Below are 12,933 nucleotides of genomic sequence, written 5' to 3'. Positions count from 1 at the left end.
GGTGCTGAGGCTTCATGAAACTATCGCAAATAGTTTTCAGGGCTTTGGAACTAAACCGGTGAAGCGGAACTCAGAGTAACTGAATGGCTGGTGAAGCCTTTCGATGCTCCTATGTTGTGTTAAGTGTTGGCAGATATCTGGACCCCGCCCTAGCGGTCCGGACTTGGACCCCGAACTTCCCCCTCCCCATACGAAGTCCGGGGTTTTTTTTGCCCGGAATTTGCCTCGGCCGTGTTGGCCTCATCGCCGGCAAGCCAGCTCCCACAGGGGTATCACTGCCCTCAAGGCCTGTGCTGTACCTGTGGGAGCTGGCTTGCCGGCGATAGGGCCCTCAAGCAGCTGGCTTGTCTTCCAGCTCCATCCAGTCCGCCAGCACCCGGTAGGCCTCTTCCACGCCCAGGCGCTTGGGCGCCGAGAACAGCTGGATGGTCACGCCGTCGCCCCAACCCTTGCGGATTTCCGACTGCACCTTGAGCAGAGTGTTCTTGCCCGCGCCGTGGGTCAGCTTGTCGGCCTTGGTCAGCAGGATGTGCATCGGCATGCTGCTGGCCTTGGCCCAGTCGAGCATCATCTTGTCGAAGTCGGTCATCGGGTGGCGCACGTCCATCATCAGGATCACGCCACGCAGGCACTCCCGGCTGCCCAGGTAGGCTTCCAGGTGTTTCTGCCAGTGCTGCTTGAGCGGAATCGGGACTTTTGCATAACCGTAGCCTGGCAGGTCGACCAAACGCCGTTCATCGTCCAGACTGAAGAAATTCAACAGCTGGGTGCGCCCGGGGGTTTTCGAGGTGCGCGCCAGGCTGGCATGAGTCAGGGTGTTGAGGGCGCTGGATTTGCCGGCGTTGGAGCGGCCGGCGAAAGCCACCTCGTAACCCTGGTCGTCCGGGCATTGTTCGACCTTGGCAGCGCTGAGGGCGAATTTGGCTTTCTGGCAGAGGCCGAGGATGGGGTTCTTGACTTGCATGGGATATCCGATGTGGGTGTTGCCTGACTCTATAGGCCCGAGCCTGGCAAGCGGTGTCGTTTCCGTTTGGATGGCGGAAGTATATAATGCCCCAGTTTTTGTGTGCTCATTCTCCCGGCGAAGGAGAACGGGCATGGGGTGTCGAACAATAGCTCGCGCAACAGAACGCAGCGCGGCCCCCAACCCTGAAGGTCGTTCCGCATGGCGAAATGGCTGCTTGCTGTCGGTATGTTCCTGCCGTTTTTCAGCGCACAGGCTACACAGGATCCCGAGGTGTTGTACAACCGCACGTGTGCGGCCTGTCACACCGGGCAGTTGCCACAGGCACCCAGGCAGGGTGACCGGGCAGCATGGGAGCCAAGGCTGGCGCAAGGCATGGATGTACTGGTGAAGCACGTGACCCAGGGTTTCAAGGCTATGCCGCCGCGTGGATTGTGCATGGACTGCAGTGCCGAGGACTACCGTTTGGTCATCCTTTGGATGAGTGGCAGTCCCGATACATAACATTTCACCCTTAGCCGTGTTGGATTAGCTGATGAACAAACTAGTCGTGAGTCTGCTGTTGACCTTGGGTGTCGCAGGTGCGGCCACTGCTGCGCAACCCGTCAAAGGCGATGCCGCCGCCGGCCAGGCCAAGACGGCCGTCTGTGGCGCCTGCCACAACCCCGACGGCAACAGCCTGGCACCGAACTTCCCGAAACTGGCCGGCCAAGGCCAGCGCTACCTCGAAAAACAATTGCACGATATCAAGTCGGGCAAGCGTACCGTACTTGAGATGACCGGCATGCTGGCCGCATTCAGCGACCAGGACCTGGCCGATATCGCCGCCTACTTCTCCAGCCAGAAAGGCAGCGTGGGCGCGGCCGATCCCAAGCTGGTCGAACGTGGCCGGGCGCTGTTCAACGGCGGCGACCTGGAAAAAGGCATGCCTGCCTGCACCGGCTGCCACTCGCCGAACGGCGCGGGTATCGCCCTGGCCGGCTTCCCGCACCTGGGCGGGCAACATGCACAGTACGTGACCAAGCAGCTCACCGACTTCCGCGAAGGCAACCGCACCAACGATGGCGATGCCATGACCATGCGCACCATCGCCGGCAAGCTGAGCAACCACGACATCGAGGCGCTGGCCAGCTACATCCAGGGCCTGCACTGAGGCCCTTCGGCCGCTTGTGATGGCCCTATCGCCGGCAAGCCAGCTCCCACAGATGCTGCAATGGCTTGAGGTCGATGCGCTCGAGGTGGGAGCCGGCTTGCCGGCGATAGGGCCATCACAGGCGGCGCATTAACCTTCAGTTAATGTTGTAGGCCAATGATGAAAGGGCGGGCGGACCGCCCTTTTTTCCGTCCGCAGCCGTTACACTACAGAACTCGGCCCCTTCCCGGCCTGTCTCAGTGCAGGTCGCGTCGTGGCGACCAATGACTGCCCAGGAGTAAAGCATGCGTAAACTGATTCTCAGCGCCGCGCTGGTCGCTGCCAGCGTATTCGGTATGACTGCCGTCCAGGCCGCCGAGCCTGTCGCCGGCAAGGAATACCTCGAGCTGAGCAACCCTGTTCCGGTTTCCGTGCCTGGCAAGATCGAAGTGGTCGAGCTGTTCTGGTACGGCTGCCCACACTGCTACCACTTCGAGCCGACCATCAACCCGTGGGTCGAAAAACTGCCCAAGGACGTCAACTTCAAGCGCGTACCAGCCATGTTCGGTGGCCCATGGGACGCCCACGGCCAGATGTTCCTGACCCTCGAAGCCATGGGCGTCGAGCAGAAGGTACACGCCGCGGTGTTCGATGCCATCCAGAACCAGAAAAAGCGCCTGACCGACCCGCAGGACATGGCCGACTTCCTCGCCACCCAGGGCGTGGACAAGGACAAGTTCCTCGCCACCTTCAATTCGTTCGCCATCAAGGGCCAGGTCAACCAGGCCAAGGAACTGGCGAAGAAATACGAGATCACCGGCGTACCGAGCATGGTGGTCAACGGCAAGTACCGCTTCGACCTGGGTACTGCCGGCGGGCCGGAAGGCGTACTGAACGTTGCCGACCAGCTGATCGCCAAGGAGCGCGCCGCTAAGTAAGCGGCGTAACCCATGCGCCGCTTCAGAACCGCGCGTGGCATTGGCCTGCACCAGCCGCAGGTCAACGAGCATCACCTGCAGGCCCCTGGCCTGCCCGAGGATGGTCGTCTGCGGCTGCTCAGTTTCAACATCCAGGTGGGCATCAGCACCGAGCGCTACCGGCATTACGTGACCCGCAGCTGGCAGCACTTGCTGCCGCACAACGGGCGTGCCGGCAACCTGCAGAAGATTGGCCAACTGCTGGGTGACTTCGACCTGGTGGCCTTGCAGGAGGCCGATGGCGGCAGCCTGCGCTCGGGCTATGTCAACCAGGTCGAGCACCTTGCCCACCTGGGTGCCTTCCCCTATTGGTACCAGCAACTCAACCGCAACCTTGGGCGTTTTGCCCAGCACAGCAATGGCGTGCTCAGCCGCCTGAAGCCACAACTGCTCGAGGATCACCCATTGCCCGGCCCGGCTGGGCGTGGTGCGATTCTGGTGCGCTTTGGCGAGGGCGAAGATGCGCTGATCGTGGTGATGATGCACCTGGCCCTCGGTGCCAAGACCCGCGCCCTGCAACTGGGTTACATCCGCGAGCTGATTGGCGGTTACCGCCACCAGGTGCTGATGGGCGACATGAATACCCATGCCACCGACCTGCTGGAGCACTCGCCGTTGCGCGACCTGGGCCTGATTGCCCCACAAGTCGAGGCCACCTTCCCCAGCTGGCGTCCACAGCGTTGCCTGGACCACATTCTGCTCAGCCCAAGCCTCACGCTGGAGCGTGTCGAGGTGCTGGCGCAGCCAATTTCCGACCACCTTCCCGTTGCTGTCGAGATTCGATTGCCTGATGCATTGACTGTGGATACGCTGCCGGTCCTGAGCTAATTGCCATCACCGTTTGCGGACCCGGGCATGACTGAAGACGCTGAGCGCTGGAAAGAAAAATACCTGAAAAGCATCGAGCAGCAGGAAAAGCTCGAGCGCCGTTGGGACGCCCGTCTCGACCTGCTGCGTCGCGGCCTGGTACGCAGCACCCTGGCTGCCGAAGGCAGTGACAAGGTGGTGGACCAGTGCATGAAGGAAATGCGCGAGGTTATCCGCAGCGACAACATGGACGCTGGCCTTGCCGGGCTGATTCCGCGTCTTGAGAAGGCGGTGCTGGACTCCGAACAGCGCCGGGAAGCTCGCATGAATCAGGTCAGCGATGCGCTGACCGCGCTGGTCGACCAACTGCAAGGCCTGCCATTGCCGAACGATGTGTCGCGGCCGTTGAAAAAGCTGGCGAAGAAGCTCGACGGTGGCGTGGCCCAGTCACGCGACCTGCCACCGTTGCTGGGCGAGTTGAGCGGCTTGCAGGGCCGCGCGCTGTCAGCCCTGGGCAAGTCGGGGGAGGACGCCCGGCCCGGCTTCTTGCAGCGCTTGTTCGGCAGCCGCGAGGATGACGCGCAAGGCGAGCCAGCGCTTGTGCCGCTGACGCTGCCGGTTGCCGAGGCGCAGCCCTTGGCAGCACCGGCCAACGTCGGTGCTCCGCAGCCCGACGACGTGGACGCGCTGCAGCCGCTGCCAGCCTCATCAGCATCTGTTGTCGAGGCGCCCGTAGTGCCAGAGCCCGCGCTGGAGGCACCTGGCCCGGCGCTGATCGAAACGGCCGAACTGTCACCAGCCCCGCTGCCGCAGCCGCTACCGGACGATGTGCCGGCACCGGAAGCTGTCGCCAGCGAGCCTCCGGCTGAAGCAGGACCGGCGCAAACACTCGAACAAACCTTCGGCGAAGACGGCCCCTATGCCCTGCCCTACGCGGTGGAGCCGCCCTACAGCCAGGTTGCCGAGCACATCGAGCACACCCTGATCGGCCTGCTCGATGACCTCAGCCTGCCGGAGCGACACAAGGCCCAAGCGCTCGAGATGCGTGAACGGGTCGCCCGCGGCTTGAACTGGTATGAGCTGATCCCGGTGCTGGATGACCTGGCTGTGCTCATGCTGGCGATCACCGACAGCGGCCAGCACGAATTCGAAACCTACCTGCAGCAGCTCAACGAACGCCTGGAAGGTTTCCAGAGCCACCTGCACGAGGCCAGCGCCGGTCACGCCGACAACAGCTCGGCTGCCCGCGAGCTGGATACCCAGCTGCGTGAGCACGTCGACGGGCTGCAGAGCAGTGTGCAAGGTGCCGCCGACGTCGACAGCCTCAAGCACATCCTGGAAAACCGCCTGGAAGGCCTGTTGGTGACCATGGACGAGCACAAGCACGAGCGTGATCGCCGCGAACAGGAGCTGGCTGGGCGCCTGCAAGGGCTGTCGGAGCGGGTGGCGAACATGGAGCAGGAGGCGCTCGGCTACCGCGAGCACCTTGAAGAGCAGCGCCAGAAGGCCTTACTCGACCCCCTCACCGGCTTGCCCAACCGTGCGGCCTGGAGCGAGCGGGTCGAGCGCGAAATGCTCGAATGGCAGGCACACGGCGGCCACCTGGCGATGGCGATCCTCGACCTGGACCATTTCAAGCGTATCAACGACAGCTATGGGCACCTGGCCGGGGACAAGGTACTGAAGATTGTCGCCGACCAGTTGCGCAAGCGCCTGCGCAGCGGTGACTTCATCGCCCGCTTCGGCGGCGAGGAGTTTGTGCTGTTGCTGCCGCAGACCTCGCCGGCCGCCGCTGCCCAGATAGCCGAGGTGCTACGGGCCACGGTCGAGGCGTGCCCGTTCCACTTCAAGGGCGAACGGGTGGTGATCACCACGTCCATCGGCCTGGGTGCATTCCGTTCCGGCGAGCGCGGCGACCAGGTGCTCAAGCGCGCCGATGCGGCGCTGTACCGGGCCAAGGAGTCGGGGCGCAACCGCGTCGAGCAGGCATAGCCGGCAGCCGCTGACTCGCGGCAAGCACGGCCCTTGGGGAGCACGTTATACTGTAGCGCTCATACGCTGAGGCTACTGACGTGCTTTCCACGCTTAAAAAAACCCTGATTTCCTTTCTGCTGTTGTCTGTCGCCGGTTGCTCGACAGGCCTGCGCATCGACCGTAGCCACCCTTCGGTCAACCAGGACAACCGCATCCAGTTCGTGGTCTTGCATTACACCAATGCTTCGCTGGAGCGTTCCCTGGCGTTGCTGACCCATGGCGAAGTCAGCAGCCACTACCTGATTGGTGACGGCCCGGCGACGGTGTATCAGCTGGTGGATGAAAACCGCCGCGCCTGGCATGCCGGTGATAGCCAGTGGCAGGGTCGGACCTGGCTGAACTCCTCGTCCATTGGTATCGAAATCGTCAACCCGGGCTTCACCGACACGCCGAATGGCCGGGTCTGGCACCCTTACAGCGAAGCGCAGGTCCAGGCGCTGATCGCGCTGCTCAAGGACATCGTCAAACGCAACAACATCGAGCCACGGCACATCATTGGCCACAGCGATATCGCGCCGCTGCGCAAGCTTGACCCGGGGCCGCTGTTCCCGTGGAAGCGCCTGGCCGACGCCGGATTGGGTGTCTGGCCGGATGCAAATGCCGTGGCACGGCAGCAAGCCTATTTCAGCGTCAACCCGCCGAGCGTTGGCTGGTATCAGCAGGAGCTGGCGCGGTTTGGCTATGCGATCGAGCAGACCGGGGTACTGGATGTTGCCACCCGCCATGTGATCGCCGCGTTCCAGATGCGTTTCCGCCCGCAGCGCTTCGATGGCATGCCGGATGCGCAGACGGCCGCGATGCTGCAGGTGCTCAACCGGATGCGTTGAGCTGCCAAGGTGGGACGGGCTCTTGTGTAGGAGCGGCCTTGTGTCGCGACGGGCTGCACAGCAGCCCCAGGATCTTGGTTCCAGCACAAACTGCCGGGGCCGCTTTGCGGCCCTATCGCGACACAACGCCGCTCCTACAGCAGGCCCCGGCGATTGTAGCGAAACGCCAAACGGCGAGGTGATTCCTGATTCAGTTGCTATACCTTAGTTATCAACTGGATGCCTTCGATGTCAGCCTTCATCGCCTTGATGCGCCAAATTTTTTACCGTCCCTGGATGCTGGCCACATTGGCAGCACTGGCCAGTGCGGCACTGTTGCTCTCTGCCAGCATCGGCATTGCCCTGCAACAGATGAAGCAAAGCGAGAGCGCACAGATGAATGCCCAGGGCGAGCGCTTTCTCGAGCGCCTCGAGCAGGTGTTCGGCCAGTTGCGCGAAGGGGTCGACCTGCTGCAGGCGCAGCCCTTGCGCGGCTGCAGCCCGGCGATGCTGACGGCATTGCAGCAGGTAGGCCTGAGCTCACGCTTCATTTATGAAGCGGCATACGTGGATGGGGATATCGCCTGTTCGAACCGCGGTGATGAGCGGGCGTTCGAACCCTTGCGGGTCCCCGACATCCAGGGGCCGACCTACAGCTACTGGCTGAACACAACGACCGAGCCGAACGAAAACCTGGCCGCGTTGATGCTGGGGCGGGGCAAGTTCGTGGTATCCACCTCTCGTGGCCACCTGACCGATGTGGTCGACCTGCCCCCTGGCGGCAGCCTTGTGGTGGTGCTGGACAACGGTACCCGGGCCATCCCTGTGCTGGGCCCACCACAGGTATGGCCGCCACCCTCGGCCTGGTCGACCAGCCACAAGTCGCTGCTCGAGCTCAGCGACCGCCTGATCTACCGTATGCCGACCAAGTCACCGGACTACCAGCTGGTGCTGATTGCCCCGCGGGCGAGCCTGCCGTTGAGGATGAATGGCATGCTCTGGCTCCTGTTCCCCGGCAGTGTGCTGGCGGCCTGCTGCATTGGCTGGCTGGTGCTGCAACTGATCCTGCAGCGGCGGTCGATGAGCTCGGAATTGCAGAATGCCTTGCGCCGCGGCGAACTGCAGGTGCTCTACCAGCCGATTTTCGAGCTCGACAGCCGGCGCTGTGTCGGAGCCGAGGCCCTGGTGCGCTGGCGTCGCCCGGACGGCACCCTGACCAGCCCGGACCTGTTCATCCCGCTGGCGGAAAACACCGGGCAGATTCGCCAGATCACCGACTTTGTCCTGCAGCGTGTGCTGGAACAGTTAGGGCAACTGCTGCGCTCGCACCCCAACTTGTACATTTCGGTGAACCTGGCAGCTTGCGATGTGATGGTGCCGCGTATTGGCCGGGTAGCTGCGCGCTTGCTGGCAATGCACCGGGTGGCGGCCAGCCAGATTGCCTTCGAAGTGACCGAGCGCGGCCTGATCGATGTGGTGGTGGCGCGCGACAATCTGCAGGCGTTGCGTGCAGTAGGGCATCAGGTGCTGATCGACGATTTTGGTACGGGTTATTGCAGCCTGGCCTACCTGCAGACCCTGCCGGTGGACTGCCTGAAGATCGACAAGGCCTTTATCGATGCCCTTGGGCATGACGCCGCCAGCAGCGGTGTTGCCCCGCATATCATCCGCATGGCCCACGACCTGCACCTGCGGGTGATTGCCGAAGGCATCGAGTGTGAAGACCAGGCGGTGCTGCTGAACAGCGAAGGGGTCAATTATGGCCAGGGCTGGCTTTTTGCCCGGCCACTGAATGCCCGGCAGTTTGCCGAACTGGTGACCCGCGGACGGCTGCCGCGGCGGGTTGAGCATTGAGTGATCCTGCACCGGCCTCATCGCCGGCAAGCCAGCTCCCACAGGTATTGCAATGACCTCAGGTGCGGTGCGATCCCTGTGGGAGCTGGCTTGCCGGCGATGGGGCCAGGACAGGCAACATTCAGACCGGCAGTGCCATGTAGAACTGGGTCCCCTGCCCCGGTCGGGAAAACACGCCCATGCGCCCGCCATGCAACTGCACGATTTCTTTGCACAACGCCAGCCCCAGCCCCGCGCCGCCTTTCTTGCGCCCTACCTGCACGAAGGGCTCGAAGATGCGCCCCTGTTGCCCATAGGCAATGCCCTCTCCGTTGTCCTCGACACTGATGATCACCCGCTCCGCATGCCGTCGTGCATGCAAGCGGATACGCCCGCCGCTGGCGGTATGGCGGATGGCGTTGTGCAACAGGTTGTCCAGCACCCGGTCGAGTTGGGAGACGTCGGCCTGGATACGCGGCAGCGGCGGCTCCAGCTCCGTGATCAGCTCGATCTGCTTGTTCACCGCCGGCTCGGCAAAGCGCTGTTGTGCACGCTCCAGCAATTCGTCGATGGCGCAGGGAGCCAGCTCGAGCTTCTGCATCCCGCTCTGGTAGCGGCTGAAGTTGAGCAGGTCGTTGATCAACTGGGTCAGGCGCTGCATTTCCTCGCCGATGGTTTCCAGCAGGTCATGTTCGCGCGCCTCGGGCGGAAACTTGAGCCGCTCGCGCAACAGGCCGAAGGCCATGTGCATGCCGGTCACCGGGGTGCGCAGCTCGTGGGAAGCACGCAGCACGAATTCGCTGCGCACGCGTTCGAAGGCTCGCTGCTCGGTTACATCGTGCAGCACCATCACCGCGCCCAGGATAGGCCCTTGCGGGTGGCTGACCGGAGTCAGGCTGTAGGCGAGCAGGCGCGTTTCGTCATCGACCTCCATGTTCAGGTCGTCCGGCTGGCGGTCGAGGTTGCCGCCGCGCAGTACCTGGCGTAGCTGCTGTTCCAGCTCCGGGCGTTGCAGGGCTTCGGCCAGGCTGCTGCCCACGCGGCTATCGGTCCAGCCCAGCTGGCGCTGCGCCACCGGGTTGAGGTGCTCCAGCCGGCCTTGGCGGTCGATGATCAGCAGGCCATCGTCAATGCTGTCCAGTACCGCCTGCAAGCGTTGCTGGCCGGCCAGCAGTTCATCGACGTTGGTGGCCTGGTGCTTGCGCAAGGCATCGGCCATCAGGCCGAAGCGGCGGGTCAGCTGGTTAAGTTCGGTGGCTTGGGTGACCGGCAGGGTTACGTCGAAATTACCCTTGCCGAGTTGGTCGGCCGCTATGGCCAAGGCTTCGATCGGCTGGCCGAAGCGCCGGGCAATGTTGTGCGCGGTGATGAAGCCCAGTACCAGCACCATCAAGCCCATCAGGCCAAGTACGCCGCTGACCAGCAAGGCGTGGTCGCGGGTGTGCTCCTCGCTGCGGGTGATGTGCTCCAAGGCCTGCTTGTGGGAATCGATCAGGTCGGTGCGGACCTGGTTGAACGCGGCCCCCAGTGGTTGTTCAACCCCCATGCTGCGCGAAGGCGCCGGGCTGTCGCGGTAGGCCTGGAGGAAAGCCTGGTAATTGCTGCTGGCCTTGCTGAAGCCGGTGCGCTCGCCACCTTGGTCCAGCCCTTGGTTGAGTAGGGTCTGGAAGTTGTCCTGCAGCAGCCGCAGGTTTTCCGGGGCGGTCTCGTCATCGAGCATCAGGGTCAACTGTTCGCCAAGGTTCTGGCGCAACTTCAGCCCGATTTCCAGGGCGTGGGTGGTATCGCGCACCAGTCGCTGTTGCACCGTGGCCATCTGCAGCACGCTGACCAAGCCCAGCAGCAGCCCGAGCAGGGCCACGGTGACCAGCGCCGAAATGCTGAGGAAAAGCCGCGTGCGCAGCTTCATGGGCGGCCACCTCATAGGTTGTACTGCTTGCGCTTGCGGTACAGGGTGGAGGCATCGATCCCCAGGGTCTTGGCGGCTTGGTCCAGGGTGTCGCTTGCGGCCAGCACCGCACCGATGTGGGCGCGTTCCAGCTCATCCAGGCTCAGCGCGGCGCCAACCCGCGGGGCATTGCCTGCGGGCTGCTCGCCCATGCCCAAGTGGCTGATTTCCACGCGTTCCTGCGGGCAGATGATGCTGGCCCGCTCCACCACGTTGCGTAATTCGCGAATGTTGCCGGGCCAGCGGTAGTTGAGCAGGGCCGTACGGGCTTCGTCACTGAAGCCGCGGGCAGGCCGGGAGTATTCCTTGACGAAGCGGGCGAGAAAGCGGTCGGCCAAGGTCAGGATGTCTTCACTGCGCTCGCGCAGGGGCGGCAGGTGCAGGGTGATGACGTTCAGGCGATACAGCAGGTCTTCGCGGAAGCGGCTTTCACGCACCATCTCTTCGAGGTTGAGGTTGGTGGCGGCGAGAATCCGCACATCGGCGCGACGGGTGACCGGGTCGCCGACGCGCTCGTATTCCTTGTCCTGGATGAAGCGCAGCAGTTTGGGCTGCAAGGTCAGTGGGAAATCGCCGATCTCGTCGAGGAACAGCGTGCCCCCATCAGCCTGGTTGACTCGCCCCAGGGTGCTTTCGCTGGCGCCGGTGAAGGCGCCGCGGGTGTGGCCGAACAACTCGCTTTCCATCAGCTCGGCGTTCAGTGACGGGCAGTTGATGGTCACGCAGGATTTGCGCGCGCGCTTGCTCCAGCCGTGGATGGCCCGGGCCAGCTCACCTTTACCTGTGCCCGACTCGCCAAGGATGAGGATGTTGGCGTCGGTGGTAGCGACCTGGCGGGCGGTTTCCAGTACCGCCATCATGGCCGGGCTGTGCGAGTCGAGGCCGTCCTTGGGTTTGCGTACTTCACCTTCCAGGGCCTCCAGGCGCGCGGAAAGCTGGCGCACTTCCAACTGCTTGGAGGTAGCCAGGCGCAGCTGGTCGGGGCTGCACGGTTTGACCAGGTAATCGGCGGCGCCTGCCTGGATCGCGTCTACCGCCGTATCGATCGCCGAGTGTGCGGTGACGATCACCACCCGCATCCATGGGGCCTGGATACGCATCTGCGCCAGCACATCGAGGCCGTTGTCCTCGCCCAGGCGCAAATCGAGGAAGCACAGGTCGAATACCTGGCGCTGCAGCAGGGCTTCGGCCTGAGCAGCGCTGTTGGCCGTCGCCACGCTATAGCCCTCGTCCTCCAGGCAGTAGCGGAAGGTGCGCAGGATCGCGGACTCGTCATCCACCAGCAGAATGCGGCCTTGGTTGTCCTGGGCTGACTCCATGTGCTGCGCTCCTTTAGGAAAGATCTTCATTTAGTGTGGGAAAAATCGGGCAAGTTGCATGGTCCATTGTGAAGGAACCTGTCCTTTGCATGCTAGCCAATGGCCAATCAACGCCTGGAAGGCCTCGATATCCCGATGATTTCCTTAGAGGTCTGCGGTGGCACATTGGTTGCGAGGATTTTTAGCTTTTGCTCTACAAAAGGAGGCACTGCCATGTCCTTTTCCATTCGCACCGCCGTGTTGGCAACCACCCTGCTGCCGATGTTCACCCCGGCATTCGCCGGCCCGGTGCAGGACGCCCGCCTGGAGGGGGCCCTGCAAACTGCCCTGTCGCTGAACCGCATGCTCGACCCGTTCCGTATCCAGGTCGAGGTGGACGGCAAGCAGGCGCGGCTTTCCGGTGAGGTGGAGAACGACGTCGAACGCCAGCTGGCCGAGCATGTGGCGCTGGCTACCCGTGGCATCGAGCAAGTCGACAACCAGCTGCGGGTCAATGCCCAGCTGGTGGAGCGCCCGCTGGCGCTGCGTGCCTATGCCCAGCGCCTGGAGGATGCCACCCTGGCCGCGGTGATCCGTGCGCGGCTGTTATGGAGCCGCACCACCGAGAAGGCGCCTATAGACGTACAGAGCAGCGAAGGTGTGGTGACCCTGCGCGGCAAGGTCGACAGTGCCGAGGCCAAGGAGCTGGCCGGCGTGGTGGCGCGTACCACCGAGGGTGTGCACCTGGTCAACAACCTGGTCAGCCTCGATAGCGCCGCCATGGCCAAGGCCCGGGAAACCCCGGTGGGGACGCCGACTGGGCCGCAACCGAGCGACAGCTGGATCATCGACAAGATCCAGAACAGCTACCGCTTCAGCCGTAACCTCGATGGCCTGAACCTGAAAGTGGCCAGCGAGGAGGGTTTGGTGCGGCTTTCGGGCGAGGTGGTCAGCAGCGAGCAGAAAACCATTGCCGTGGAAATCGCCCGGCAGATCATCGGCGTGCGCGGGGTGGATGCCGACCTGCTCAAGGTGGCGACCAAGGTCGAGGGCTGATCGTGCAATTCGCACGACTGCCAGGGCGGCATCGTGCAGGATACGTCCTTGCCGGTTTTGCAGAATTCACATAACTAT

Annotated in this window: 10 protein-coding genes and 1 pseudogene; 8 read left to right on the top strand and 3 right to left on the bottom strand. The window is 63.4% G+C overall.

Features of this window, described 5'->3' with window-relative positions:
• Nucleotides 1-331: 331 nt before the first annotated feature.
• Nucleotides 332-964: a ribosome biogenesis GTP-binding protein YihA/YsxC gene (gene yihA / locus CAG22_RS19640; RefSeq protein ID WP_085588940.1), complete on the bottom strand. Its 633-nt coding sequence runs from the start codon at nt 962-964 to the stop codon at nt 332-334.
• A gap of 201 nt (nt 965-1,165) precedes the next feature.
• On the opposite strand from yihA, the gene CAG22_RS19635 reads away from it, so the two are divergent.
• The 7 genes and pseudogenes from CAG22_RS19635 (at nt 1,166) to CAG22_RS19605 (ending at nt 8,574) form a co-directional block, all read left to right on the top strand.
• Complete coding sequence (locus CAG22_RS19635) at nt 1,166-1,468, top strand: cytochrome c5 family protein (RefSeq protein ID WP_015268479.1); 303 nt, start codon at nt 1,166-1,168, stop codon at nt 1,466-1,468.
• A 31-nt stretch (nt 1,469-1,499) separates the two neighbouring features.
• Nucleotides 1,500-2,117 carry a cytochrome c gene (locus CAG22_RS19630; protein ID WP_003256951.1) on the top strand — a complete coding sequence of 206 codons (618 nt, stop codon included), beginning with the start codon at nt 1,500-1,502 and terminating at the stop codon, nt 2,115-2,117.
• A 284-nt stretch (nt 2,118-2,401) separates the two neighbouring features.
• On the top strand, nt 2,402-3,034 hold the full coding sequence (gene dsbA / locus CAG22_RS19625) for a thiol:disulfide interchange protein DsbA (protein WP_025337225.1): 633 nt from the start codon (nt 2,402-2,404) through the stop codon (nt 3,032-3,034).
• Nucleotides 3,035-3,068: 34 nt separating this feature from the next.
• A pseudogene (locus CAG22_RS19620) lies at nt 3,069-3,901 on the top strand (endonuclease/exonuclease/phosphatase family protein).
• A 27-nt stretch (nt 3,902-3,928) separates the two neighbouring features.
• Complete coding sequence (locus CAG22_RS19615; protein WP_085705992.1) at nt 3,929-5,872, top strand: diguanylate cyclase; 1,944 nt, start codon at nt 3,929-3,931, stop codon at nt 5,870-5,872.
• An 80-nt stretch (nt 5,873-5,952) separates the two neighbouring features.
• Nucleotides 5,953-6,741, top strand: a complete 789-nt coding sequence (locus CAG22_RS19610; protein WP_085588945.1) for an N-acetylmuramoyl-L-alanine amidase — start codon at nt 5,953-5,955, stop codon at nt 6,739-6,741.
• A 228-nt stretch (nt 6,742-6,969) separates the two neighbouring features.
• Nucleotides 6,970-8,574 (top strand): EAL domain-containing protein, encoded by a 1,605-nt coding sequence (locus tag CAG22_RS19605; RefSeq protein ID WP_025337229.1) that lies wholly within the window; start codon nt 6,970-6,972, stop codon nt 8,572-8,574.
• Between the two features lie 121 nt (nt 8,575-8,695).
• On the opposite strand, the gene CAG22_RS19600 is transcribed toward CAG22_RS19605, so the two are convergent.
• Together CAG22_RS19600 and algB are read right to left on the bottom strand one after the other, a co-directional pair.
• Nucleotides 8,696-10,477 carry a KinB sensor domain-containing domain gene (locus CAG22_RS19600; protein WP_085705991.1) on the bottom strand — a complete coding sequence of 594 codons (1,782 nt, stop codon included), beginning with the start codon at nt 10,475-10,477 and terminating at the stop codon, nt 8,696-8,698.
• Nucleotides 10,474-11,820: a sigma-54-dependent response regulator transcription factor AlgB gene (algB, locus tag CAG22_RS19595; protein ID WP_025337231.1), complete on the bottom strand. Its 1,347-nt coding sequence runs from the start codon at nt 11,818-11,820 to the stop codon at nt 10,474-10,476. The genes CAG22_RS19600 and algB overlap by 4 nt, the downstream gene beginning before the upstream one ends.
• Before the next feature lie 213 nt (nt 11,821-12,033).
• On the opposite strand from algB, the gene CAG22_RS19590 reads away from it, so the two are divergent.
• Nucleotides 12,034-12,855: a BON domain-containing protein gene (locus CAG22_RS19590; RefSeq protein ID WP_025337232.1), complete on the top strand. Its 822-nt coding sequence runs from the start codon at nt 12,034-12,036 to the stop codon at nt 12,853-12,855.
• The last annotated feature ends 78 nt before the right edge of the window (nt 12,856-12,933 follow it).

The organism is Pseudomonas sp. B8(2017), from assembly GCF_002113575.1.
GTDB classification, from domain to species: Bacteria; Pseudomonadota; Gammaproteobacteria; order Pseudomonadales; family Pseudomonadaceae; genus Aquipseudomonas; species Aquipseudomonas putida_Z.
Note: the sequence above shows the minus strand (reverse complement) of the source record. Positions and strands in the feature narration are given on the sequence as shown.

What these genes read in the sequence shown, in the direction of transcription:
- yihA (WP_085588940.1), bottom strand. Translation starts at nt 964, where the DNA reads ATGCAAGTCAAGAACCCCATCCTCGGCCTCTGCCAGAAAGCCAAATTC.
- CAG22_RS19635 (WP_015268479.1), top strand. Translation starts at nt 1,166, where the DNA reads ATGGCGAAATGGCTGCTTGCTGTCGGTATGTTCCTGCCGTTTTTCAGC.
- CAG22_RS19630 (WP_003256951.1), top strand. Translation starts at nt 1,500, where the DNA reads ATGAACAAACTAGTCGTGAGTCTGCTGTTGACCTTGGGTGTCGCAGGT.
- dsbA (WP_025337225.1), top strand. Translation starts at nt 2,402, where the DNA reads ATGCGTAAACTGATTCTCAGCGCCGCGCTGGTCGCTGCCAGCGTATTC.
- CAG22_RS19615 (WP_085705992.1), top strand. Translation starts at nt 3,929, where the DNA reads ATGACTGAAGACGCTGAGCGCTGGAAAGAAAAATACCTGAAAAGCATC.
- CAG22_RS19605 (WP_025337229.1), top strand. Translation starts at nt 6,970, where the DNA reads ATGTCAGCCTTCATCGCCTTGATGCGCCAAATTTTTTACCGTCCCTGG.
- CAG22_RS19600 (WP_085705991.1), bottom strand. Translation starts at nt 10,477, where the DNA reads ATGAGGTGGCCGCCCATGAAGCTGCGCACGCGGCTTTTCCTCAGCATT.
- algB (WP_025337231.1), bottom strand. Translation starts at nt 11,820, where the DNA reads ATGGAGTCAGCCCAGGACAACCAAGGCCGCATTCTGCTGGTGGATGAC.
- CAG22_RS19590 (WP_025337232.1), top strand. Translation starts at nt 12,034, where the DNA reads ATGTCCTTTTCCATTCGCACCGCCGTGTTGGCAACCACCCTGCTGCCG.